Source organism: Bacillota bacterium (assembly GCA_012837285.1).
In the GTDB taxonomy this organism is placed as follows: Bacteria; Bacillota; DTU030; order DUMP01; family DUMP01; genus DUNI01.
The window spans coordinates 25,266-50,024 of record DURJ01000075.1; the positions used below are offsets into that span (position 1 = coordinate 25,266).

Here is a 24,759-nt window from a genome sequence, read left to right on the forward strand (position 1 = left end):
GTTAATCATCCTTTTCCCCGGTCACCGAAGCTCCCTGGTTTCGTGGCGACAAACAACGCACCTTAGCCGGTACCTCAATCTGCTTCAGGTACGTTTTCAACTCCTGTTGAATTTCCTCCCCCAAAGCCCGACACTCAACCACTCCGTACAAGGTCGGTCCCCAGGAACTTTGCCCGGCGCCGGTGGCTCCGGCATTGAGGAGCAGACGCACAATCCCTTCAGCTGCAGGATGGCTGTACAATCCCCCTTGGATCGGAGCAAACTGTTTGCCAATGGTCCACTGAATCTCTGTCAGAGCCTGCCCAAAAGCTTCAATGTCTCTTTCCAGTAAGGCCGGCAGGAGCTGCATAACTAACAGGCGACAAACAAGCCCCACATCTTCCGGCGGTATTGGCGGCATGGCCCGAAACGCTTGCCATTCCCGGTGCCCACTGTAACCCGCTGTGCTGGCCGGAGTTACTACTAGAAAACACCAATCTGAAGGAAAGTCGTGTCTAAAAATGAGCGGGGGTACGTATCCTTTCAGGTCTGCCCGGTCAAATTCTCGCGGAATTCCTCCGTCCACTACAAAACCCCCGCTCTGGAAAATGCCAATCCCCACCCCTGATTGGTGTCCCCGACCGCTGATCCGAGCTAATTCCGCCACCGAATAATCCTGATCGTAGAGGTGAAACAAAGCCGCGCCCACAGCCAGGGCTAATTGGGTACCCGACCCCAACCCCACATGTGATGGGATCGCCTCTTGCACCACCAGGCGGGCCCCTCCTTGAACCCCCATTTCAGCCAGGAACGTCCTAGCTAAAGACAGGACCCTTTCCTTTTCCCAGCCGTTCACACTCAAGTTTGAAGCTATTTCGGCCTGAATTACGGTTTTTGGTCCTTCTAAAGCTACCCCCAGCCCACCATAAAGCCGTCCCAGGGAACCGTTCAGGTCTATTTGTCCTAAATGCAGTCGGCAGGGCGTCTCAACTTTAAGCATTGGTACCATCCACCTTTCCTCGAAACTGCCGTAAGTACCGAAGAAGAAAGCTCAAGGCTTCTCTTTCCCGTGGTCCACCGGTTTTAGTAATAATAGCAGCCAGCCGATCTAGTTCTTGGTTAAGAAAAGAGTGTTTATACAAAAAAGGGCGAGAAGCTAGGATTGCTCCCTCCACCAAAGCCGCTTGGGCGCGATTGAATCCACTGACAACTCCACTTTCTCCCTCCTGTACAACCCGACAAGTGAACAGGGCTCGTTCTTCCCGATCCTCCATCCTTTCCACTTCAATTTCCCACCAGCTACAATCTACCAGCACAGTTCCCGGCACTCGTTCCGCCGGAACGCCCGGCAGAACCGGATCACCTACAGCCGTGTAGACGAAAAGCGACCCATCGTAACTTAAATTTACTACTCCGACGCCGGTCGAGAGCAGGTTCTGATAGGTATGAGTTGTTTTATACGGCCGCACTTGCAGAGCCTGCTCCGTCGGCAACAAAGTAATACCCATGGGGGCAGGATTCATCTGTCCCTGCGGGCTAACCGTGGTAACAATGGACTCAATGATCATGGCCTGATTCACTCCTGTTTTAGCTCAGGGCCGACTTATCTCCATCCTTAAGAAAAGTAACCTCCCAGTAGGTAGGATCATTATTTTCAATATATATACTTTCGCCTTTAGTCTGACTTTTACCTGCCTTAAGGCAGAAAAACGAAACCCGGTGGTCATTGCCCATAACCACCGGGTTTCGTTTCTTAGCTGGTCTTGTTGTCCCTTGTTGAGAGTAGCTCCTGCAAAAGCTGCCAATAATCGGGATGGTGCTTTTTTAAGCTCACCGGTCGGCCGCTCTTTTTGAGCACGAAGCATTGTGTTGTCCTTCCGGTGGCCACCGGAGTCTCACCGCATCGGATGGTATACGAAAACACCAGTCGGGAAGCAGTGAGATCATCTAACGAGGTGGTAATTGTGATTCGGTCCTCGAACTTAGCCGGATTCAAGTAACGGCAGTAGGCTTCCACAATGGGAAGCAACATTCCCTGTTCCTCCAGCGCTTTATACGACTGACCCAAGCTTCGAAAAAAGGCGTTGCGACCCACTTCAAACCAGGTAAAATAGTTACCATAGTAGACCACACCCATTTGATCTGTCTCGGCATAGCGCACGTATATATCCGTGCTCACCGCATACCCAGCCGGCAATGTTATCACTCCCGTACCTGACCGTTACCATAAACAATGTATTTGATCGTAGTCAGTTCCTTAAGGCCCATGGGGCCACGGGCGTGAAGCTTTTGAGTGCTGATGCCCATTTCGGCCCCGAATCCGTATTCAAACCCATCGGTAAACCTGGTCGACGCGTTAACATATACCGCCGCCGCATCGACTTCCTCCAGAAAGCGTTGAGCATGAGCATAATCAGATGTGATAATAGCCTCCGAATGATGGGTTCCGTACTTATTGATATGATTGATAGCCTCATCGATCCCGGCCACTGTTTTGACCGCAATAATATAGTCGAGGTACTCTGTCCGCCAGTCTTCCACGCTGGCAAGCTTAACCTGGGAACATAGGCTCTTGACTCGAGGACAGCCCCGCACTTCAACGCCGCCGGCGGTCAGATCCGACACCACCTCGGGCACAAAAGCAGCGGCAATGCTTGCGTCCACCAACAAAGTCTCGCAGGCGTTACACACTCCAGGCCGACTACACTTGGCGTTCACCACAATCCGTCTGGCCATATCCTGGTCAGCGGAACCGTCCACATAAGTATGGCAATTGCCCACCCCGGTCTGGATCACCGGAACGGTAGCATTCTCCATTATGGCCCGAATAAGTCCGGCCCCGCCCCGCGGTATCAGCACATCTAGATATTCGCTCAGCCGCATCAGAGCCGTAGCTGCCTCCCGGCTGGTGTCTTCAATGAGGTCAACCGACCCTTCCGGCAGCCTAACAGCGACTAGAGCCCGTCGCAGGGCAGCCACAATGGCTTTGTTGGAGTTAATAGCCTCCGAACCGCCCTTTAAGATCACTGCGTTACCTGCTTTCAGTGCCAAACCGGCTGCATCCACCGTCACGTTGGGCCGGGCTTCATAGATAATCCCCACTACCCCGAGTGGAACCCTCACCTGTCCGATTCGAAGTCCGTTCGGGCGTTTCCACATGGAAATCACTTCGCCGATGGGATCAGGCAAGTCCTGCAGAACCGCCAACCCTTCTGCCATACCTCTAATGCGGGCTGGGGTCAGGGTGAGCCGATCGATCAAAGCCGCCGACAGCCCCTTGTCTCGGCCGGCGGCAATATCAAGTTCATTGGCAGACAGAATCTCATCTTCCGCACACATTATCTCTTCTGCCATGGCTGCTAAAGCCCGATTCTTCAGTACCGATGATACCGTGCATAACACCCTGCTGGCCGCTTTGGCAGCTTGGCCCTTTTTGCGTACCTCCTCCATGGATTAACCCTCCTCGGTCTGTTGTCTTACTAACGCCATGTAGGCGGCAAAAACAATGTACCTACTTCTTCTCCGGCAGCAGCCGCCTTGATGAGCCCCGGCTTCTCCCCGGTGGCGATGATCATGGGAATGCCGGCCTCGCCTGCAATCCGAGCCGCTTCTATCTTGGTCACCATCCCACCTACTCCCAGATCCGAACCGGATCCGCTGGCCAACTCTTCAATTTCCGCTGTAATCTCCGGTACCAAGGGTATCAAGTGAGCCTCAGGCTGCTGTCGCGGGTCAGCTGTGTATAAACCTTCAATGTCGGAGAGCAATATCAAAAGGTCTGCTTGGGCCAGTTTAGCCACGTAGGCTGACAAAGTATCGTTATCACCGAACTCTATCTCTTCAGTGGCCACAGTGTCGTTTTCATTAACGATGGGAATAACCTCATATCTTAGCAAGGTCTCAAAGGTATTGACGGCATTTTCGTACCGTTCACCATTGTCCACATCGGCTTTGGTCAGAAGTACTTGACCTACTATCAGGCCATACTCGGCAAAAAACTTCTCATATGTCTGCAATAGAATCCCTTGGCCAACAGCCGCCAAGGCTTGTTTTTCTGGTGTTGTCTTCGGTCGATGGTCAACCCTTAGGCGGGAACGACCTACAGCAATTGCTCCGGAACTCACCAAAATCACTTGATGACCACTGTGGGCCAGGTCAGCCAGTTCCCGGACCAAGTGTTCCATCCGATCCAAGTTTAGCTTTCCCGAATCATAAGTCAAGGTCGAGGTTCCTACCTTAACTGTAATCCGTTGTACATCCCGTAATCTTGAGCGTATACTGCCCACATTCCTCACCCTTTCTATCTTACCTGGGCCCGGCCACGATAAACTAAACCTCGAACCGGATCCACCGTCACTACCATACCGTCCCGCATCAACTGGAGAGCATCTTTAACTCCCACTACCACCGGTATGCCCAGATTAAGGCCGACCACGGCCGCATGGGATGTAAGTCCACCTTCGGCGGTAATGATAGCCGCTGCTCGTTCCATAAAGGGAATCATTGTCTTATCAGTGGTGTGGGTTACCAATATCTGGCCACGGTTGAACTTTTGTCTGCCCTCGCTGGCATCTTTCAACACACAGACGCTCCCGGCTGTACCCACGTTCCCCACTCCGGTACCACGTGCCAGTATATCGCCCACTATCTGCGCCTTTATTAGATTTGTGCTGCCGGGCACTCCGGCCGGCACTCCGGCTGTGATAACCACCAGGTCTCCTTCCTTAATGTACCCATGATCCAGCGCCACTTGCACCGCCAAATCGATCATCTCGTCGGTATTGGCTGTGGTACGAGTCAACAGAGGATATACGCCCCACACTAACAGCAGTTGCCGCACCACGGTTTCCTTGGCAGTCACGGCGATAATAGGTGCCTGCGGGCGGTTCTTGGCTACCATCCGGGCCGTATAGCCTGAGCTGGTGGATACTAGAACAGCTGTGGCCTTAAGGGCCCGCGCGGCAGTACAAGTGGCATAACTTATGGCGTCCGTGACACTAACATCTTCATTGAGTGCTTGGTGCTTTAGACCCCGCTCATACATCAGGGCACTCTCAGTGCGCTTGGCAATTCGCGCCATATAGCTCACAGCCTCCATGGGATAACGCCCGGTAGCTGTTTCGGCTGACAACATCACTGCATCAGAACCGTCTAGAATAGCGTTCGCTACATCGCTAGCCTCGGCGCGGGTTGGCTGGGGAGTCAGCACCATCGATTCTAGCATCTGGGTTGCTGTAATCACAGGCTTACCCAGTCGGTTGGCTTTCGTAATAATCATCTTCTGAATCAACGGCACTTCCTCGGCTGGAATCTCCACCCCTAAGTCGCCGCGAGCCACCATTACTCCGTCGGCCACCTTCAAGATGGCATCGATGTTCTCGACCCCTTCACCGCTTTCTATTTTGGCGATAATAGATGTGCTGGCTCCTAGCCGTTCCACAACCTCCCTAATTTGCAACACGTTCTGCGCCTTACGGATAAATGAAGCGGCAATGAAGTCAACGCCGTTTTCCACTCCAAAAGTAATATCAGCCACATCTTGTTCGGACAATGCCGGCAGCGACAAGTTACAGCCGGGCAGGTTTAATTTCTTTCGATCCTGTAAGATGCCGGCATTTAGCACCCGACAGTGTACTTCCGTATCTGTAACTTCCTGTACTTCCATCGATATGGTACCATCGGCCAAGAGAATGATTTGGCCGCTGTGAACATCTTGGGGAAGCTGTGGGTAAGATACCTGGGCCCGAGTCCGGTCTCCTATCACCGGATAAGTGGTGAAGGTAAAGCTGTCTCCTTCTTCAAGGGTAACCTGTCCGCTGGCGAAAGTACCCAGACGAATCTCCGGCCCTTTAGTATCGAGCATAATAGCTAAAGACCGGCCCAGCTGTTTAGACACAACCCTTAGAGTATTAATGCGCCGCTTATGAATAACATGGTCACCGTGGGAAAAATTGAGCCGAGCTACATCCATGCCGGCAACCAACAGTTGCTGCACCTGCTCCACACTTTCACTGGCCGGTCCGATGGTACACACAATTTTTGTTCTGCGCACTAGATTATCACTCCCAATTAAAGGCACAGGTTACCTTGCAGAATCTCGTTTGCTTCCTCTGCTTCTGACGCCGGCACCAAAATTTCCACACTGCTGGAACTGCCTAAGTGCGGCACCCCTAACGCCCGCAACATGACCAATACTCCTTCTTGGTTGAGAATACCTTTGAGCATTTCGGCCTCTATCCCATTGCGAGCCACATATACAACTGTCCACATCTTAAGCTGAGGCCCCCCTTGAACCCTTATAGTTAAGGATCTTATATCTTTCGCCCTGTCTTCAGCTAATTCCTTTTTCCCCATTAGATATTTCTTGTCTTCACCGCCACATTGTCAGCGCCAAGTAGCTGCCTGAGCCGGGCTAGAAGATCCTCGCACAAGCGAACGTTGTAGCGCCTATCCCATCGCAGCAAACGTCGGTCATGGGCAAAAAGGACAAATACCGGACTGTCTCCTGGATAAGGTGCTATCTCGGCCTGTAACTCTCTGATATCAATCTGAGTGGAAGCGGTGAGCCGCAGGTACAGTGCTTGGGCTGCAGCCAGGGGCAGCAGCTTATCCACCAACACTTTGGGCAGCTCTTCGTTATGGTCGGCAGCCCGACCTTTTATCAAGATCAGTTGATCACGCTGCAGCCACCGACTGCCGGCAAAAATATGCGGAAATACCACTGCTTCGAAACCCCCGGTCATATCTTCCACCGTGAGAAAAGCCATGGGTTCTCCCTTACGGGTGGTTATTTCTTTCCAATTACTGGCAATCCCACCCATTACCACCGGCGTGTCCGGCAGTATTTCCGCTAACTCATTACTCCAAGCCGTGACCACCTGTCGTAACAGATCCGCTTTTTCCGCTAGCGGGTGCCCGCTTAGATACAACCCTAAGGCTTCCTTTTCCCAGGCCAACTTCACCTCCGTTTGGATCTCCGCCAGATTAGGCACCGGCACTTGAACTGAAGCCGGCGGCAAATCCCATAGCAACCCCTGGCCGCTTTGCTGTTGCCGTTGGTACGCCTGCCCCACTTCTACTGCTCCATCTAAGATAGCTAGCTGTTGGGCGCGATTGCCGCCCAAAGTACAAGTAGCTCCGGCTTTGATCATGCTCTCCAGTGCCCTCTTGCTAATGCTGCCCAGATCTACCCGCTGGCACAGGTCAACTAAAGATTGAAACAGGCCGCCTTTCTCTCGCTCCCGGACCACAGTCTGCGCAGCCCCTCGCCCGACGTTCTTAATAGCCGCCAGCCCAAACCGGATCTGGCCGTTATCAACGGAAAAGTCCACGGCACTGGAATTTACCTCCGGAGGCAGCACTTTTAGCCCTAAGCGCCGGCATTCTTCACAGTATAGAGCCACCTTATCGGTGTCATCCATGATACTGGTCAATAAAGCCGCCATGAACTCAGCCTGGTAATTAGCCTTTAAATAGGCTGTTTCGTACGCCAACATGGCATAAGCAGCAGAATGAGATTTGTTAAATCCGTAGCCGGCAAAATACTCCATTAGGTCAAATACCCGGCTGGCGATTTCAGCTTCGACACCCTTCTCCTGCGCCCCGGCGACAAACCGCTGGCGTTCACCGGCCAGCACTTCCGGTTTCTTCTTGCCCATGGCCCGGCGTAGCATGTCCGCCTGTCCCAGCGTAAAACCGGCCAACCGGCTGGCAATTTGCATCACCTGCTCTTGATACAAGATAACACCATAGGTTTCGGCCAGGATCGGCTTCAGCAATGGGTGCAAATAACGGACTTCTTTACGGCCGTGACGCCTGGCGATAAAGTCTTCGGCCATTCCGCTGCCCAGCGGTCCCGGCCGATATAAGGCTACCAGGGCCGTGAGATCATTTATTCCAACCGGTTTGAGCTCTCGAATCAGGGCTCTCATACCGGGGCTTTCCAATTGAAATACGCCGAAGGTATTGCCTGAGGCCAACAGCTCATAGGTGGCTTTGTCGTCCAAGGGCATTGCGGCCCGTTCTTGGGCTCGGCCGCGCTTTTCCTGGACTAAACGTCTCGTCTCCTGGATAACAGTCAGCGTCCTTAGGCCGAGAAAATCCATCTTTAACAGACCAATTTCTTCTATGGTTTCCCAAGGGTATTGGGTAGTAATAATACCGTCAGCAGTCTGCTGGAGCGGGACATGCTCAATCAGCGGTCGGGCTGATATTACTACGCCGGCAGCATGGGTGCTGGCATGACGCGGCAATCCCTCCAGTTTCTGGGCTGCGTCTACAAGACGGCGCACCCATTCCTCCCGTTGGTACAAATCTGCTAACTCCCGACTCGAAGTCAGCGCCCCGGCTAAACTTACCCCTGGTTCAGCTGGTACTAACTTGGCCACTCGGTCCACATCACTGTAGGTATAATCATAAGCCCGACCTACATCGCGAATAGCAGCCCGAGCAGCCATGGTGCCGAAAGTAATGATCTGGGCCACATGATCGGGGCCGTATGTGGACTTTACGTAATCAATAACCTCATCGCGGCGATTGTCTGCGAAGTCGATATCAATATCCGGCAGGCTTACTCGTTCCGGATTTAGAAAACGTTCGAATAACAAGCCGTGGGCCAACGGATCAATATCGGTAATACCGAGGGTATATGCTACCAGGCTCCCTGCCGCTGAACCTCTCCCCGGCCCAACCGAGATATCATGTTCCCGGGCAAAGCGCACAAAGTCCCACACAATAAGAAAATAGCTGGCGAATCCCATCTTCCCGATTATATTCAATTCATACTGTAACCGTTCTTGCGCTTGAGCAGCCGCCTGCTGATAGCGACGGATAAGGCCCTCCCAGCACAACCGTTCCAAATATGCTTCGGCCGACAATCCCTCTGGTACCGGAAATTTCGGCAGCAGTACTTGTCCCAGTTTTAGCTTTACCTGGCACCTTTCAGCGATGGCAACAGTGTTGGTCAGAGCTTGAGGAATGGCGCTGAATATCTGGGCCATTTCGGCCTCGGATTTAAAATAGAATTCGTCAGTGGGAAAACGCATCCGGTCGGCCTGGTGAACGCTCTTGCCGGTTTGAATACACAGAAGAAGATCGTGGTAGACAGCGTCCTCGCGCTGAAGATAATGAACGTCGTTGGTAGCTACCACCTTAATGTTCAGCCTTTTGGCCAGATTAAGCAGCTCACGGTTCAATCTGGGTTGATCCGGTAAGTTCTGATCTTGTAGTTCCAGAAAAAAGCTGTCGGGTCCGAACAAATCGCAGTACGTACCCGCCGCCTTGAGCGCTCCCGCCTCATTACTGGCCAAGAGGTGCTCGGGTATTTCTCCAGCCAGGCAGCCCGATAAAGCAATAAGACCATCCTTGTGCTCAGCCAGCAACTCCTTGTCCACCCGTGGCTTATAGTAGAAGCCCTCAGTAAAAGCCCGGCTTACCAACGCCATCAGATTGCCATAACCCTGTTCGTTCTCAGCAATCAAAACCAAGTGATTTAAGCGATCATCTACTCGAGCTGTACGATCGTGGCGGGTGCGAGGAGCAACGTAAACCTCACAGCCTAACAGCGGCTTGATATCATAAGCTTGTGCTGCCTTGTAAAAGTCCACGGCGCCGTACATAACTCCGTGATCGGTGAGAGCCACTGCCGGCATGCCCAGGCTCTTCGCTCTGCGAACCAATTCCTCAATGCGACCGGCACCGTCGAGTAAACTATAGGCGCTGTGTACATGAAGATGGACAAAACCTGCCATAACAAAATACCTCCTGCCTTCCTTGAAGAGGTATTCCACACCGACATCTTTTTTCCTTTTTGGCCCTTTTCCCGGAAAACTTAGCACTCCGTCATGTAAACAACAACCCCCCTTCTCTGTACCACAAAGAAGGGGGTGGTACCTGTGGCAGCTTACTCCGCGTCCAACCCAAAGAGATCCCGCATGTGTATGTTAACATCCATGGGAGCAAAGAGAAAGATAGCCGCTCCTATCTTTTCCATGTTGCCGTCTAAGGCATAGGTGGCTCCGCATAAATAGTCTACTAGCCGCTGAGCCGTATCCACAGGCACCCCTTCAAAGTTCACCACCACCGCCTGGCCACTCTTAACCAAAGCGGCGATGGCTTCGCTCTCGGCAAAGGAGTTGGGACGGCGCACTACCACCCGCACCTCCGGCGTCGAAGGTCCTTCATTCTGCTCATTGTTTTCGTCCAGCAAGTCCCTGTCGTCTCGATTGAGCAATTGGCGTATTTTGCGCCAGAGGTCGGGCATGTCCTTCATCCTTCCCAACTAGATAAGCCACTGGACAAGCAAGCTTGTTGTAGTTCTAACCAGACTCCTCTTCGCTATCAGCTACTTGGCCTCTGCCACCACGTCCTTCACCCGCAACAAGCCCTTTTCAATCACATCCAGTGAAGTCGCATATGAGAACCGAACAAAACGATCATCTCCAAAAGCAGCCCCAGGCACCAAGGCCACGTGGCCTTCAGTAAGAAGCACCTCGGCCAAATCCACCGATCCGTTTATCTTCCGTTCACGGATAGTCTTCCCAAACAAGCTCGCTACCTGAGCAAAAACGTAGAAAGCACCTTCCGGTTTGCAGCAACTCATCCCCGGTATCGCATTAATCCCCTTGACCATCTGTTCCCGACGGCGGGTAAACTCAGTCAGCATCTTCTGCACCGGTGTCTGGTCTCCGGTAAGGGCGACCACCGCCGCCTTTTGAGCAATGGCATTAGGGTTAGAAGTAGCATGGCTCTGAATGTTAGCCATAGCCTGGGCTAACACCCTGGGTGCAGCTGCATAGCCTATACGCCAACCGGTCATGGCATATGTCTTGGATACCCCGTTTACGGTGACCGTATGTTCCTTAACTTCTGGCCCTAAAGCGGCCACACTGGTGAATACCGCTCCGTCGTAGAGCAGCTTCTCGTAGACCTCGTCAGCAATGATCACAATGCCGCGCGGTACCAGAATATCAGCCAAACTCTCCAGTTCTGGTCGTGAGTACACGGCCCCGGTGGGGTTATTGGGTGAATTGATGAAAATTGCTTTGGTCCGATCGGTAATATGTTCCTGTAGCTGCTCTGGTCTCAGCTTAAACCCATCCTCAGCTGCAGTCGGGATGATAACCGGGGTGCCACCGTTTAACTTGATCATTTCCGGATAGCTGACCCAATACGGTGCCGGTACGATCACCTCGTCTCCGTCATCCACCAAAGCCTGTAGCGCATTGTAAATAGAATGCTTAGCTCCGTTGGAGACTATCACGTCCGCAGGCTCATATTGAAGCTCATTATCACGGTCCAACTTCATACAGATGGCTTCTTTCAGTTCCGGGATACCAGCAGCCGGTGTATAGCGAGTAAACCCTTCTCTGATCGCTTCTATCCCGGCCGCGGCAATATGTGCCGGAGTATTGAAATCAGGTTCACCCACAGTAAATGACAGCACATCTATACCCTGCCGCTTCATTTCTTTGGCTCGGGCATTCATGGCCAAAGTGGGTGATGCACCAATATTTTGAGCTCTTGTTGCCAGGCGCACTAAAAATCCCCCTTACTAATTTTAGTTGCACTTTGAATAACCGCAGGCAGGACAGGTTACGCAGCCACTGGAGTGTTCTAAGGCCGTACCGCAATCCGGGCATTTTGTCCCGGGATCTGTTTCGGCATCGGCATCTTCGCTTGACTCAAAGACCGGATTGCCCCCCTGCATAAAATTCTGCTCAATAGCTTTACCGATGGCATCTGGACAAGAAAGAACTTTAATTTCACCACCGTTTTTCCGCGATACCGTCGATAAACAGCGAATCCCTTTCAATTGGTCGATAATAGCCTCTATGTCTACACCGGAGCGCAACGCCAGCGACACCAGCCGGGCCGTTGCCTCCGACTGCGATGGACAACCGCCGGCCTTGCCTGTGCTGGTGAACACCTCGCAGATACCATATTCGTCGCGGTTGACCGTAATATACAGGTTGCCACAACCGGTCTTCACCTTTTCAGTGGTACCGGCTGTTACCCGCGGACGCGGTCGGGGAGCAAGAGTCCCTTCCGGCTGGCGGCCTGAAGCCGCACCCAGATTCAATACTTGTTGGCTGCGGCTGCGGTCACGATAAATGGTCACACCTTTACAACCCAAATCAAACGCCAGCAAATAGGCTTTTCTTACGTCCTCCCAAGTGGCATCGTGGCGGAAATTAACGGTCTTAGATACAGCGTTATCAGTATGTTTCTGAAAAGCTGCCTGCATCCTAATGTGCCAGTCAGGGCTAATGTCATGGGCAGTGGCAAATACTGCCTGTACATCCTCCGGTACTCCTTCCAACCCCCTGGCACTCCCTCGTTCTGCCAGTCGCTCAATTAGATCCGGGCTGTAAAAACCGCGCTCTTTGGCTACTTGTAAAAACAGTGGATGCAGTTCCGGCAGTTTATCGTCGTTCAAGACATTGCGCAGGTAGGACAAAGCAAACAGAGGCTCTATCCCACTGGATGTGCCGGCGATAATAGAAATGGTCCCTGTAGGTGCAATAGTGGTCAAGGTAGCATTGCGGAGTTTAATTTGTCCGCTGTAAATGCTCTGTTCCCAATTAGGAAAAGGACCTCGCTTGTTAGCCAAGGCTTCTGAGGCAGAACGAGCCTTACGGTGAATAAAATCCATGACCCTTTCCGCCAATGCCACCGCTTGTTCACTGTCGTAAGGAATACCCAGTTTGATCAAAAGATCGGCAAAGCCCATAATACCGAGACCTATTTTGCGGTTGTCCTTGGTCATCTCTTCAATCTGTTGCAGCGGATAGCGGTTTACATCGATTATATTATCTAAGAAATGTACAGCCAGAGCCGTGACCTGACCCAAACGTTCCCAGTCAACCTCTGGGCCGTCCTTGCCGCCTCGAACCATAAGACTAAGATTAATAGAACCCAAGTTGCAGCTTTCATACGGAAGCAGTGGCTGCTCACCACATGGATTTGTGCTCTCGATAGCACCTAGCGCCGGCGTGGGATTGTCCCTATTGAGCCGGTCCAAGAAGATTATCCCCGGTTCCCCGCTAGCCCAAGCCATGTTAACGATAAGGTCGAAGACTTTGCGTGCTTGCAGCCGTTTTACTTCCTGCCCCGTGCGCGGGTTGATAAGAGGATAGTCTCGGTCTTCTCTAACCGCAGCCATAAAGTCTTTGGTTAATCCCACCGACAGATTAAAGTTTGTAAGTACACCTTCGTTTTGCTTGATGGTAATAAAATCTATGATGTCTGGGTGGTCCACTCTCAAGATAGCCATATTGGCACCACGGCGGGTTCCGCCTTGTTTTATCGTCTCGGTGGCCACATCAAAAACACGCATGAACGACAACGGCCCACTGGAAATCCCCTTAGTGGACATAACCACATCGTTGTGCGGTCGTATGCGGGAGAATGAAAACCCGGTACCCCCGCCGCTCTTATGAATAAGCGCCGTGTTTTTTATCGCTTCGAAGATACTTTCCATGGAGTCTTCCACCGGCAATACGAAGCAGGCCGACAACTGTCCTAATTCGCGCCCAGCATTCATTAAGGTCGGGGAATTAGGGAGAAACTCCAGTCTAGCCATCAGTTGATAAAACTGAGCTGACAACTCTTCCAGGTTAGCTTCCGGATCATAGAGCCTGTCCGCACCAGCTACGTGCACCGCCACCCGCTGCAACATGTCACGCGGCGTCTCCAAAACTTCTCCCTCAGCGCCCCGCTTCAAGTAGCGCCGCTGCAGCACTGTTAAGGCGTTAGCAGTAAATTCAGGTTCGATTTCCTTCATCAAACCGGCTCCTCCTCGCTCTGGGCCTATTTCCCTCACGGTAAACCGGCTATCCGCACCAGAACCTGGCGGGTTCGCGGTCCGTCAAATTCGCAAAAGTAGACGCCCTGCCAGCGCCCCAAGGACAAGGCCCCGTCATTAACAAGCAGAGTTACTGTTGAGCCCACTAAGGTTGCCTTAATGTGAGCCGCGCTGTTTCCCTCCCCATGCAGATAATCGCCTAAGCGAGGTACCAATCGGGAGAGGGTGGTTTCGATGTCGCGGGCCACTGCTCGGTCGTAACTCTCGTTTACAGTCACTCCAGCCGTGGTATGGGGCACATAGACGTAACAGACGCCATCGGTAATCCCGCTCTCCTTTACGAGCTCGGTCAGCTCAGCCGTAATATCCACAAATTCACTGGTGGATTTGGTGTGAACAGTCAGCGTCTTAAACAGCTGTTACCGCCTCCTCACCTCATTCTTGCGCCTGTTAGTATTCCACGCCACCGAATGGTATTCCTTCCCTATCCAGTTACGCTGTTCACAAAGTTCGGTAGATCGGCCATATACCCGGTTCGGGTCGCAGCCGGTTCCTTACGCCCGGGAATTAGATAATCCTGCACCAAGAACGTACTGATCCCCAATTCGTCGGCCACCAGATCCTCCCCTACATCATTGCCGATCATCCAGCACTCGGCCGGTTTTCGGCCCAGCATCCTTAGAATCTCTTTATAATACTGTCGTCTAGGCTTACAAAAATGCATATTCTCGTAAGAAGTTATCAGCGTAAACTCGGTGTCCCCAAATCCGCCCCAGTGCAGCCGCTCCCGTATAGCCTGCAATGGGAACACCGGGTTAGTGGCTACCACCACCTCCAGTCCTCGCTCCAACGCCAGTTTCACTGCTTCTTGGGCCCCGGGGCTTTGGACTTCTTCCCCAGCCAACTGGGGGAAAACATGATCATAAAAAGAATCAAATAACGGCAAAACTTCCTCCGCTGCTAAACCTGAGCGTGCGGTAAAATCTTGTTCAAATACGTCCTTATTGGCCAGCTTGGGATCAAGATTGTTTATCATGGCTGCTGTTGATTCCATAATTTTTTGGATAAGAACTTCCGGCTCGATAAAACGAGCTGCGTGTCTCCCTAAAGCCTTAAAGTACTGGGGTAAAAAAGCCGCCATGTCCAGCTTTATTAGGGTGCCGTCAAGATCAAATAATAAGCTTTTCACTTGGCGTCCCCTAGTCACTATCCGATCGCACTCCTTCCCCGCCTTGATCACGTTGCAGCAGAGTTAGATCCTTGAGCACTTCCCCCAATATCTTCTGCACATCAGCCAGCTGGCGACCAAAGCGCTCTTCTGCTGCCAAGTATTCCCGAATCTGTTCATCTACCACCAAAGCTTCCATCATTTGCCCCAGTGCCCTAATAGTTTCCGCCGCTATTTTCTCCCCAGCCAGCTCTCTTGCCGTCAGCTCTAGCTGTCTCTTCCGTACCTCTTGCAATTTTTCCCACTTCCCCGGTTGTTGCGCCAAAGCCTTTTCCGCCTGCAGCAAGCGTTGGAAACTCTGTGAGTTCCGTAAGCTTCGCGCTAAAGCGTAAGCTTGATCGTACACTTCCATCGCCAATTCACACCCCTCATTATGTTTTTCGGCCTTTTGCTTCGACAACTAAAGACCTCGGAGCATACAATAAACTATAAATCGTACAAAGGAGGCCCTGCCATGGCTATCTACGTGGTACAGCCAGGCGATACCTTATGGAGTATAGCTCGTCTGTTCGGTGTGTCGGAACAAGAGATCATGACTGCTAGCAACCTTACCAGCAGTGAGATTTTCCCCGGCCAAGAGCTGGTAATTATTGCAGTGGAAGAACCAACAGTACCAACACCTCCCACTGTTCCAGCCCCTCCCGGTGTGACTGTTCATGTGGTTCAGCGAGGTGAAACATTATTTAGTATCGCCCGCCGTTACGGCATCTCTCTGGACGATCTCGTACGAGCCAACCCTGGCCTGGTCTATCCGGGCCTGCGCCTGCGAATCCCAGAAGCTGCTGTTCCGGTTACGCCGCCGGAAGAAAAACGCGAAACAGAGTGTTTCCGGCTCACCTTGTCCACCGATCGCACCTCTTATACCCGTGGTACGCCCGTGACGATGAAACTCACTAAGACCAATACCTGTCGCCGAACTCAAACCCTCACCTATCTAACCGGGCAACGATACGAGTTTGAAATCAGACAGGATAACCGCCTCATCTGGCGTTGGTCCGATGGTCGCGCTTTCAGCCAAGCTGTGCAGCGCATCCACGCTCGGCCCGGAGAGACGATGATCTTTACCGAACAATGGCCTCAAGTAGACAGCGCGGGCCGTCGGGTAGAGCCTGGACGCTATCGGGTCGTAGCCTGGAACACAGCCCGTGAATTGCGCGAAGAAGTGATTACCATCTACGTTGAGATCCGTTAAAGCGCAAATTCAATTTCAGTCCGCACGCTCGCTTCCGGCTCTTGCTTAAGCTGCTCTCGCAGGGCCACATAGGCCCGTTGGCCGCCGTGTCGGCCCAAGCTCCAGGCCGCTGCTGCTCGCACAGAGGTCCGCCGATCCTTAAGGCACTGAATTAAGATCGGAACCACCTGTCGGCGGTCGCTGTTGCCTAATGCCAGCACGGCATTTCGCTGCAGTACAGTCCGCCCCCGCCAGGCAGCGCTGCTGGTACCGTACTCCTTTTGAAACTCCTCCTCTGTGAAGGCCAAGAATCTTATCAAATCCACCGTCACCCCTTCCTGGGGTGACTTTTCTATCAGCGGACAAGCCCGTACACAGGTGTCACAGCCGTAGAGACGGTTGCCCAGAAGCGGTCGCAGTTCGGCTGGCATAAGCTCTTTCGCCTGGGTCCAATAGGACAAACAGCGCCGATAGTCCAGCCGGTATGGAACCGACAGTGCTGCTGTCGGGCAAGCATCGCGGCAGCGCCCACATTTTAGGCAGGAGGTGCTCAATGGTTGGTCTGGAGCCAGAGGTGCATTAGTCGCCAAGCCACCCAAAAAAAAGGCCGGTCCGGTTTGAGGCCGGATTATGAAGCTGTTTTCCCCCCAGACACCCAGCCCGGCGCGATAAGCCAAAGCTCTCTCCAGTAAAGGCCCGGTATCGACAAACACTGCCACTCTGGTTCCCGGAACCGTTTCCTGCAAGAAGTGGCCCAGCGCCCTCAATTTCTCTAATAAGGCATCATGGTAGTCATTCCCGCAAGTACCGGCAGCCCAGTATCCTCTTAGCTCTCCACTTACCTTGGGGCCGCCGGCCGGGACTTTAAACGGTAAGCCTACCATCACCAATGATTCCGCCTCCGGCCAGACCAGATTCGGATTAGTTCGCCGCTCAATATCGCCGGTGGTAAATGGGATTCGGCATCCGCTTGTATTGATCTGTTCCAAAACAGTTCGCGCTTTTGGTAAAGGTGCCGCCGAAGTAATCCCCACCGGAGCTAACCCTAACACCTTGGCCTTGTCTTTGAGACACTGGCTTAGATTATTCACTGTTTATGTTCGCTCCACCGCCCGGGCCGGCGGCTAGAATATCCGGCGGAACCCTAAACTTAGTCATATTCTGGGTGAAGAGCGCTGCTAACTGTGTGGCCGCTTGTTGGTACTTGTCCTTGTTATCCCACTTCACAGCCGGATCCAGGATCTCAGACGGAACACCGGGACAACTGGCAGGAATTAGCACCTGGAACACTGGATGGGGCCGGTAAGCAACGTTTTTCAAACTGCCGTCAATGGCCGCTCTAACCATAGCCCGGGTGTAACTCAGATTCATACGCTCACCTACTCCGTATGGTCCTCCTGACCAACCTGTATTAATGAGAAAAACAGCAGTATTATGCTTGACAATTCGATCTGCCAGCAGCTGTGCGTAAACAGTGGGCGGCAGCGGTAAAAACGGAGCTCCGAAACAGGTGGAGAAAGTCGCTTGCGGCTCGGTGATGCCCCGTTCTGTACCGGCTAGTTTGCTCGTATAGCCGGAAATAAAGTGGTACATGGCTTGCTCCTTGGTTAGTTTAGCCACCGGTGGTAACACTCCAAAAGCATCGGCTGTCAGAAAAATTACCGTCTGCGGCTGCCCGCCGGTCCCCTTGACCACGGCCCCTGGAATATGCTCCAAGGGATAGGCGGCTCGAGTGTTTTCGGTTAAGCTGTCGTCGTCATAGTTCGCTTCCCGGGTATTCGGATCTAGTACCACGTTTTCCAACACGGCACCAAAGCGAATGGCATCCCAGATCTGGGGTTCATGCTTCCGAGAAAGCCTAATGGTTTTGGCATAGCAGCCGCCTTCAAAATTAAAGATGCCGTGGTCAGACCAACCATGTTCGTCATCACCGATGAGAAAGCGCTCTGTATCGGCTGACAGGGTGGTTTTTCCGGTTCCGGATAACCCAAAGAACAAGGCTACGTCACCGGCTCGGCCGACATTAGCAGAGCAATGCATAGGCAAAACACCACGCAAAGGAAGAAGATAGTTCATCACTGTAAACACTGCTTTCTTAATTTCGCCGGCATATGAAGTCCCACCGATTACCACCAACTGCTGCTCAAAATCGAGCATAATAACCGCTTCAGAATTGGTACCGTCTACAGACGGCTGAGACTGAAACCCGGGGACAGCGATAATGGTAAACTCTGGGTTATGGTCCGCAAGCTCCGCCGCTACCGGCCGCCGAAATAGCTGGTGCGCAAATAGATTCTGCCAGGCCAGTTCGTTAATCACCCTGATGGGGAGCCGGTAAGATGGATCAGCGCCGGCAAAGCCGTCGAAGATAAACAGTTCCTTATCCTGCAGGTAGACCTTTAGCCGCTGATACAAGGCCTCAAATTGTTCCGGGATCACTTTCTTATTGTTTTGCCACCAGATACGATCATGGATCGACTCCCTATCCACCAGAAATTTGTCATCGGGTGACCGTCCTGTGTACTTGCCGGTGGCGACTCTCAAGGCACCGGTAGCAGTCAATACTCCTTCGTCGCGCTGCACAGCCATCTCCACTAATTTGGCTACCGGTAGATTACGATATGCTGTCTTACTAATTCCGGGCAATACAGGCTGAATATGGTTAAATGCCATGGCCACCATCCTCTCTGCTAAGCGTACGGCAATTGGTTGGAATCAATCATCTCGGTCAAGATCTCTTGGTATACCTGCAGGTCCTTAGAAGAAAACAGAACGAACCGCACCTCATCTAATGCCTCCGGTTGCTGAGCCACAAATTCCTTGACCGCAGCCAAAGCTATGGCCGCCGCTTCCCGCAAAGGAAATCTGTAGGCACCGGTACTGATGGACGGAAATGCCAACGAGCGAATTCCGTTCTCCTGAGCCAAACACAGACTGTTGCGATACGCCTGACTTAAAAGCTCCGCTTCGTTTTCACCGCCTCCACGCCAAATCGGCCCCACGGTATGGATCACATAACGAGCGGCTAAATTACCGCCGCCAGTTATCACCGCCTGGCCGGTAGGGCAACCCCCTTGACGGGCCCGAATCGCCAGACACTCTTCATGGAGCGCCGGGCCGGCAGCTCGGTGAATAGCCCCGTCGACTCCCCCGCCGCCTAACAAACTGCTGTTGGCTGCATTAACAATAGCTTCCGTCGTCTGCTCGGTAATATCCCCCTGTAGTAACACTAACTTTGTCTGCTCAAAAATGGTTTCCAATTCTTTTCCTCCTTGGTCAATATTTCTCGGTCGCCGCTACTCTTACTGCCTGGGCAACACGAGTTGCCACCTCAGGCTCAAACGCATCAGGAAGACAAAACTCCGGCGAGACTCTGGCGCCCACCATGTCGGCCAATGCCTGCGCTGCCGCCAACTTCATCGCATCTGTAATTTGTACTGCCCGGGCGTCGAAGGTACCCCGAAAAACCCCAGGGAAAGCCAACACATTATTAACTTGGTTGGGATAATCCGATCTCCCTGTACCCACTACCGCTGCACCGGCAGCTTGAGCTTCCTCCGGGAAGATCTCCGGTACGGGATTCGCTAAGGCAAATACCACCGGTTTCCGGGCCATGGATGCCACCATCTGGCTATTGACTGTACCTGGTGCCGAAACGCCGATAAATACGTCTCGCCCAGGCATGGCCGCAGACAAATCGCCCCTGATACCTTCCCGGTTAGTCTCACAGGCTAATTCTTCCTTCACAGCATTGTTTGTCGGTCGGCTGGCATAAATAACTCCCATTCGGTCACACAAAACCACATCTCCTGCTCCGGCCAGAGTGAGCAAACGGGCAATGGCAATGCCTGCCGCTCCGGCCCCGTTAATGATAATCGCAGCTTCCTCTAACTCCTTACCCACGACTTTAAGCGCATTGATCAAGCCTGCCAGCACCACAATGGCCGTTCCGTGCTGGTCGTCATGAAACACCGGGATCGAAAGTTCGGTCCTTAGTCGTTCTTCAATGGTAAAACACCGTGGGGCACTAATATCCTCTAGATTAATACCCCCAAATGCCGGTGCAATAAGCTTAACCGTCTCTACGATAGCATCCTCATCTTGAGTGGCCAAACAAATAGGCACTGCGTCCACCTGGCCAAAGGCCTTAAACAATACTGCCTTGCCTTCCATCACCGGCAGCGACGCCTCCGGTCCAATGTTACCTAACCCCAGTACAGCACTGCCGTCAGTTACTATCGCCACCAGATTACCTTTGGCAGTGTAGTTGTATACTTCCTCCGGCCGGGCAGCAATAACCCGGCACGGTTCCGCCACGCCCGGTGTATATGCCAGCCCTAAATCATCTTTATTACGAAGCGGAACCTTGCTTTCAATCCTAATTTTACCACGATTTTTCTTATGTAACACCAGGGCACGGGTGTTAATGTCCACCGAAGTCACCCTCTTTTCTTCCGTCTATTCCCATCAGTTATGATTCCTGGTCCCACATTCTTTTTCCTGCTTTCCAGACCCACTATCGTCTTTACTCCTGCGCTTTTTGTTATTATATACCTTAATGCTCGTAAGAACATCGGTTATAATGATGTTAGCTCAAAGTAGGACCAGATACAAGATATAGCCAAGAAAGGAGCTTAGATCATAATGCTCTCTCAGCGGCTGCCCCCTGACTTTTACGCTCGTTCAGCCCTGGAAGTAGCGCCCGACCTACTGGGAAAACTTCTCGTCCACGTTACCGTCGAAGGCATAGTCTCCGGCTACATTACTGAAGCCGAGGCCTATATGGGGCCTGAAGACAAAGCCGCTCACACCTATGGTGGCAAAAAGACAAAGCGCACCCAGGCCATGTTCGGGCCACCTGGACACGCTTACATATATCTCATATATGGCATGTACTATTGTTTTAACGTAGTCGTAGCTACCGAAGGACAACCGCAAGCGGTGCTGGTTCGAGCCTTAGAACCCAAAGACGGCATAAATCTTATGTTAACCCGGCGCCGGTTCAAACAAGACCTTACACCAAAGAAATTATACCAACTTACCAATGGCCCCGGCAAATTGTGCCAGGCTTTGGGCATTAGCAAAGAGCAATATGGCTATGATCTAACCGGTAATAAACTATTTATTACTCCCGGTATCCCGGTAGCACCGGAAAACATCTGTACCAAACCACGTGTTAACGTGGATTACGCCGGAGAATGGGCTCAGCTTCCCTGGCGTTTTGTCTGGAAGCCATGATATGGTTGGCAACCTTGCACCACAACAAGCGACACCGTAGATACCCCCCCTCGTGCCTTACCAGCCACCGACTAGTCTCTCTTATCTTAGCTGCCAGATACATTAAGGACAAAACAGATTTGTACTTAGCCGACAGCCTTTGACTTTCATTCTCAAGTGCACGGAGAGTTTTATACTGCTTTACCGTACCCTCAAATATGATACTCCTTTTCTGTATCCTGAGGAAATCCATGGGCTTGGTCAGCTCCGGAACACCTGGCCAAAGCCCTGTTCTTCCCAGTATATAAGCTACAAATTGGGAGCAAAAAAATCGATCTTTCGGCGTTAATCTTATGCCAAGCATATAGCCTAGCAAGCCCGCTATATTATAACGATACATTTCCTGCCGACGCAAAAACAATTCCACTGACTCAAGCATGGTTTGGTATTGTTCTTCGGTAACCGTAATCTCCAGGACCAAGCACCTGGCATTGGGAAAAACCGCAAACAGCCCACGATTGAAATTCTCTTCGATAAAGCCGTTGTTGAGCACGTTGAAACGGTGCTTCCGGCCGAAAGAATACATTACATCCAACGAGGGGTCAAAAGCAATGGAAGCATGATTATACTGATCATGCGTGTAGTGACGAATAATCGTGGATACTATGGTACCTGTTTGGGTCAGTACAACATAAACGTTCTTCAGAACACATCACCTGCTCTAGAACGAATGGGCCGTTTGCTACGAACAACCGGAAAGAACATCCCAATACAAGTACAATACTACACCACATTACTTCCGCTGCCAATACGTCTACGAATAGAATTGTTCATGCGATCAAAACAACACATTCAACATGGCACGATAGGCTCACCTTGATGTCTTGACTGTAATTTGGTATTTTTTTGTTCTCGGAGACAGGTCGAGCATGGTTGTTATGGTATTATCCGTTCTCGGAAACATTTCCACAGTATAATTCGGTTCTAATCCGTTCTCGGAAACAAGTCAATATATAAACCGCCAGTATTTCATAACAGGTCTATGTTCGTACCGTCTTTGATACAATGCAAATAAGCGATTCTTGCACTATTGCCGGTTGGCAAAGAGGCAGAAACCGCTTGATTTAAGGGCTTTCTGCTGTCATAGGCTGGCTGCGGAAGGCCTTTCTTTCGTTTGTAGATTATGCTTTGCAAGGGTATCTGCCTTGCTACTGACTCCATCACTATGGTCTTTGCACCCCCTCTTAGTCGGCAACCGAGGAACTGTAAATCTGCTTTGTCGATGTTACGTACGTTCTGCTTTCATCATGCAGGAGGTGGTGTTTATATTTATCGCTTGAGTTTGCCTGATTTATGAGCGTCTCTACATAGTCAAGCAAATCGTCTTTCAGCTTTTGGCGTTCTGGCTTGTCAACATACCATACCGATTTCTGACCATGTCCAACACCATTATTGCGTGCTGAGTGCAGCAACTGTTTAACACGGTCATTCCGATCAATCAGAATCGCATTTTCCACGTTGCAGACAATGTTATATTCGGCAAAGACGCTTTGCCCATTAATTTCAATTACTCGTGTGCTTCTATCATCATTCACAGGTTCAGCGTAGACACGAGCGTGCTGATAAAAACCACAGACTATCCGACCCTCTGATTCACGGGAACAAGTGAAGACTACAAAAACATCATCAATGTAGTCTCCAAGTGCATCGTGGTTACTTGCATTCGATATTCAGGGCAGATTAATTTTCCCGTAAGGTGGTGTATATCCATAACACTTTCCGTTGTCATGCCGGAGGTTAAAAATCTCGTGGCCATATCCATTTTGCTCGACAAATCTACCACCACCCTTGAGATTTGCCTCAAGACCGTTGTATTCATCCATTTCGGTAAGGTTGATGAACACAATCTTGCTGCGGTTAATGCTTATGTTCTGCATCGGCATTCTCCTTTTTGAATTATATGTAACTTTTCTATATGTGCAGGAACAAGTCAATATTATCTCGCATGGTAAGTGACAAATTCAATTTGCATTTAACCCGAATGCTCTGCTCCCTAAAGTCTCTTTCCACCAAGATTCGCGTTCTAAGATAATATGCTTGTCCACGCGAGCGTTGTAATACTCCAAGATTGCGTATTGAAGGTTTTGCTTAACATAATCAAACCCGGAATCTTCAACTATTTCTTTGAGTAGCTTGTTACCTCCATGACCATTGACTACATAGTTTGACCAGCGCTGCAGAAGCATACCATTTTCACCATATGCCGAACCGACATACTGTTTTCCGCTGCACTTGTCGGTAATAAGATAGACAGCTTTTTGTTTTTCCAAAGCTGCAACCCAATCCTTCTTATGATTATGTACTATGGTTGAGAGCTGTTCATAAGATAATCGAACCTTGTCGTATCCCGGAAAATCTACCCCATCAAATATACTTGGTAAGATTTGCTCGACTACCAATTCGTCTATAATATTTTTTGCATAAACAACTTGAGTTTGATGTGTTTTTCGGTATTTTACTATAACACGCCCGAAATAAGGCATATAGTCTAACAATTCTTCGCCTTCGTAATTTACTCCGTCGTTTACCCCCAGCTCCCGTGTAACCCTTTTTATAGTTGAAAGAAGCCAAGTATTCCATGACAGCTGGAAAAGGCAAAGCGCAATCTCTCCAACATTGAAGTACCGACGCTTTGCTCTCCAAAACAGCCAAATAGTATTTACATCATCGGGATTGCGGAGATAGGCTTCCATAGGCTCTATCTCACCATTATATTGATTGAATTTAACCTTTGCTCTATCTAAATCCGATTGATTTAGATGTAGTAAGTCGTTTAATAACAATGGTTTCTGCATGATTTCTCCTCCCAACAAGGAAATCGTACTTGCTATTCGTTGCATAAAATGAACAAAGCTTCTAATTTCAACATAATTTAAATTTCACCCCCATTTTCAATACCAAAAATGTTATATTTCTTATTGATAACCTCACTCGCATCATCTGTAAATAAATCAGTTGTGTTAAGTCCATCCCTTTTCTTTGATAATTGTTATCGATAAGGTTTCCAACCACACATCTTCATTAAACTGGCTTATTGATATAGTTTTGATTTCAGGCCGCAAATAATTCTGATATTTTATTTTTAGATCGTTAGTAATATCAATTCTGCTATACTTCGCCTCCGCAAAAGAGTGATTTATTGCTATATAATAATGATTCCGGTGCGAAAACCAGGCCCAAATCCTGCTTCTTTCACCAAAATGGACTGCAACCAACACAATTTCCATTTTATGGGGCCAACTACGGCTAATTTACAGTAATACTCCTGCCGTTCTGAGGGTTTTACCCTCATTTCATCCC

The 24,759-nt window shown here is 50.9% G+C and carries 22 protein-coding genes; 2 read left to right on the plus strand and 20 right to left on the minus strand.

What is annotated here, in order from left to right:
- Position 1: 1 nt before the first annotated feature.
- The 14 genes from GX016_04460 to GX016_04525 form a co-directional block, all read right to left on the minus strand.
- Positions 2 to 979, minus strand: coding sequence for a hypothetical protein (locus GX016_04460; protein HHT70813.1), 978 nt, complete (start codon positions 977 to 979; stop codon positions 2 to 4).
- The gene (locus tag GX016_04465; protein ID HHT70814.1) at positions 972 to 1,547 is read right to left on the minus strand and encodes a DUF447 family protein; all 576 of its coding nucleotides are present in this window, start codon (positions 1,545 to 1,547) and stop codon (positions 972 to 974) included. The genes GX016_04460 and GX016_04465 overlap by 8 nt, the downstream gene beginning before the upstream one ends.
- Before the next feature lie 185 nt (positions 1,548 to 1,732).
- Positions 1,733 to 2,116 (minus strand): acyl-CoA thioesterase, encoded by a 384-nt coding sequence (locus GX016_04470; GenBank protein HHT70815.1) that lies wholly within the window; start codon positions 2,114 to 2,116, stop codon positions 1,733 to 1,735.
- Positions 2,117 to 2,181: 65 nt separating this feature from the next.
- Positions 2,182 to 3,429 (minus strand): glutamate-5-semialdehyde dehydrogenase, encoded by a 1,248-nt coding sequence (locus tag GX016_04475; protein ID HHT70816.1) that lies wholly within the window; start codon positions 3,427 to 3,429, stop codon positions 2,182 to 2,184.
- A 29-nt stretch (positions 3,430 to 3,458) separates the two neighbouring features.
- A complete protein-coding gene (gene proB / locus GX016_04480; protein ID HHT70817.1) occupies positions 3,459 to 4,256 on the minus strand; it encodes a glutamate 5-kinase in 798 nt (265 codons plus the stop codon).
- 23 nt (positions 4,257 to 4,279) lie between these two features.
- A complete protein-coding gene (gene pyk, locus GX016_04485; GenBank protein ID HHT70818.1) occupies positions 4,280 to 6,031 on the minus strand; it encodes a pyruvate kinase in 1,752 nt (583 codons plus the stop codon).
- Positions 6,032 to 6,048: 17 nt separating this feature from the next.
- Positions 6,049 to 6,249: a DUF2007 domain-containing protein gene (locus GX016_04490; GenBank protein HHT70819.1), complete on the minus strand. Its 201-nt coding sequence runs from the start codon at positions 6,247 to 6,249 to the stop codon at positions 6,049 to 6,051.
- 83 nt (positions 6,250 to 6,332) lie between these two features.
- A complete protein-coding gene (locus tag GX016_04495) occupies positions 6,333 to 9,728 on the minus strand; it encodes a DNA polymerase III subunit alpha (protein ID HHT70820.1) in 3,396 nt (1,131 codons plus the stop codon).
- A 152-nt stretch (positions 9,729 to 9,880) separates the two neighbouring features.
- On the minus strand, positions 9,881 to 10,240 hold the full coding sequence (locus tag GX016_04500; GenBank protein HHT70821.1) for a cell division protein SepF: 360 nt from the start codon (positions 10,238 to 10,240) through the stop codon (positions 9,881 to 9,883).
- 81 nt (positions 10,241 to 10,321) lie between these two features.
- Complete coding sequence (locus GX016_04505) at positions 10,322 to 11,515, minus strand: pyridoxal phosphate-dependent aminotransferase (GenBank protein ID HHT70822.1); 1,194 nt, start codon at positions 11,513 to 11,515, stop codon at positions 10,322 to 10,324.
- A gap of 21 nt (positions 11,516 to 11,536) precedes the next feature.
- On the minus strand, positions 11,537 to 13,762 hold the full coding sequence (locus tag GX016_04510; GenBank protein ID HHT70823.1) for a vitamin B12-dependent ribonucleotide reductase: 2,226 nt from the start codon (positions 13,760 to 13,762) through the stop codon (positions 11,537 to 11,539).
- 35 nt (positions 13,763 to 13,797) lie between these two features.
- Positions 13,798 to 14,199 carry a YjbQ family protein gene (locus tag GX016_04515; protein ID HHT70824.1) on the minus strand — a complete coding sequence of 134 codons (402 nt, stop codon included), beginning with the start codon at positions 14,197 to 14,199 and terminating at the stop codon, positions 13,798 to 13,800.
- Between the two features lie 68 nt (positions 14,200 to 14,267).
- Positions 14,268 to 14,972 carry an HAD family hydrolase gene (locus GX016_04520; GenBank protein HHT70825.1) on the minus strand — a complete coding sequence of 235 codons (705 nt, stop codon included), beginning with the start codon at positions 14,970 to 14,972 and terminating at the stop codon, positions 14,268 to 14,270.
- 10 nt (positions 14,973 to 14,982) lie between these two features.
- On the minus strand, positions 14,983 to 15,369 hold the full coding sequence (locus tag GX016_04525; GenBank protein ID HHT70826.1) for a hypothetical protein: 387 nt from the start codon (positions 15,367 to 15,369) through the stop codon (positions 14,983 to 14,985).
- Between the two features lie 15 nt (positions 15,370 to 15,384).
- Between GX016_04525 and GX016_04530 the strand changes: the two genes are divergently transcribed.
- Positions 15,385 to 16,203, plus strand: a complete 819-nt coding sequence (locus GX016_04530) for a LysM peptidoglycan-binding domain-containing protein (GenBank protein HHT70827.1) — start codon at positions 15,385 to 15,387, stop codon at positions 16,201 to 16,203.
- Here GX016_04530 and queG read toward each other — a convergent pair.
- The 4 genes from queG to GX016_04550 are packed head-to-tail and all read right to left on the minus strand — an operon-like array spanning position 16,200 to position 20,616.
- Positions 16,200 to 17,273 carry a tRNA epoxyqueuosine(34) reductase QueG gene (gene queG / locus GX016_04535; protein ID HHT70828.1) on the minus strand — a complete coding sequence of 358 codons (1,074 nt, stop codon included), beginning with the start codon at positions 17,271 to 17,273 and terminating at the stop codon, positions 16,200 to 16,202. The two genes, GX016_04530 and queG, sit on opposite strands and share 4 nt — an antisense overlap.
- Complete coding sequence (gene pckA, locus GX016_04540; protein ID HHT70829.1) at positions 17,266 to 18,864, minus strand: phosphoenolpyruvate carboxykinase (ATP); 1,599 nt, start codon at positions 18,862 to 18,864, stop codon at positions 17,266 to 17,268. The genes queG and pckA overlap by 8 nt, the downstream gene beginning before the upstream one ends.
- A gap of 8 nt (positions 18,865 to 18,872) precedes the next feature.
- Positions 18,873 to 19,433: an O-acetyl-ADP-ribose deacetylase gene (locus tag GX016_04545; GenBank protein ID HHT70830.1), complete on the minus strand. Its 561-nt coding sequence runs from the start codon at positions 19,431 to 19,433 to the stop codon at positions 18,873 to 18,875.
- 25 nt (positions 19,434 to 19,458) lie between these two features.
- Entirely contained in the window at positions 19,459 to 20,616 is a 1,158-nt protein-coding gene (locus tag GX016_04550; protein HHT70831.1) for an NADP-dependent malic enzyme, read from the minus strand.
- Positions 20,617 to 20,826: 210 nt separating this feature from the next.
- On the opposite strand from GX016_04550, the gene GX016_04555 reads away from it, so the two are divergent.
- On the plus strand, positions 20,827 to 21,420 hold the full coding sequence (locus GX016_04555) for a DNA-3-methyladenine glycosylase (GenBank protein ID HHT70832.1): 594 nt from the start codon (positions 20,827 to 20,829) through the stop codon (positions 21,418 to 21,420).
- A gap of 1,709 nt (positions 21,421 to 23,129) precedes the next feature.
- Here the strand turns inward: GX016_04555 and GX016_04560 are convergent.
- A complete protein-coding gene (locus tag GX016_04560) occupies positions 23,130 to 23,336 on the minus strand; it encodes a hypothetical protein (GenBank protein HHT70833.1) in 207 nt (68 codons plus the stop codon).
- Positions 23,337 to 23,420: 84 nt separating this feature from the next.
- Positions 23,421 to 24,254, minus strand: a complete 834-nt coding sequence (locus GX016_04565; GenBank protein HHT70834.1) for a GIY-YIG nuclease family protein — start codon at positions 24,252 to 24,254, stop codon at positions 23,421 to 23,423.
- Positions 24,255 to 24,759 lie beyond the last annotated feature (505 nt).

Bases quoted from the DNA above. Each gene is read 5' to 3' on its own strand.
- GX016_04460 (HHT70813.1), bottom strand. From the start codon at position 979: ATGCTTAAAGTTGAGACGCCCTGCCGACTGCATTTAGGACAAATAGAC.
- GX016_04465 (HHT70814.1), bottom strand. From the start codon at position 1,547: ATGATCATTGAGTCCATTGTTACCACGGTTAGCCCGCAGGGACAGATG.
- GX016_04470 (HHT70815.1), bottom strand. From the start codon at position 2,116: ATGGGTGTGGTCTACTATGGTAACTATTTTACCTGGTTTGAAGTGGGT.
- GX016_04475 (HHT70816.1), bottom strand. From the start codon at position 3,429: ATGGAGGAGGTACGCAAAAAGGGCCAAGCTGCCAAAGCGGCCAGCAGG.
- GX016_04490 (HHT70819.1), bottom strand. From the start codon at position 6,249: ATGTGGACAGTTGTATATGTGGCTCGCAATGGGATAGAGGCCGAAATG.
- GX016_04495 (HHT70820.1), bottom strand. From the start codon at position 9,728: ATGGCAGGTTTTGTCCATCTTCATGTACACAGCGCCTATAGTTTACTC.
- GX016_04500 (HHT70821.1), bottom strand. From the start codon at position 10,240: ATGCCCGACCTCTGGCGCAAAATACGCCAATTGCTCAATCGAGACGAC.
- GX016_04510 (HHT70823.1), bottom strand. From the start codon at position 13,762: ATGAAGGAAATCGAACCTGAATTTACTGCTAACGCCTTAACAGTGCTG.
- GX016_04530 (HHT70827.1), top strand. From the start codon at position 15,385: ATGTTTTTCGGCCTTTTGCTTCGACAACTAAAGACCTCGGAGCATACA.
- pckA (HHT70829.1), bottom strand. From the start codon at position 18,864: ATGGTGGCCATGGCATTTAACCATATTCAGCCTGTATTGCCCGGAATT.
- GX016_04555 (HHT70832.1), top strand. From the start codon at position 20,827: ATGCTCTCTCAGCGGCTGCCCCCTGACTTTTACGCTCGTTCAGCCCTG.
- GX016_04560 (HHT70833.1), bottom strand. From the start codon at position 23,336: ATGCAGAACATAAGCATTAACCGCAGCAAGATTGTGTTCATCAACCTT.
- GX016_04565 (HHT70834.1), bottom strand. From the start codon at position 24,254: ATGCAGAAACCATTGTTATTAAACGACTTACTACATCTAAATCAATCG.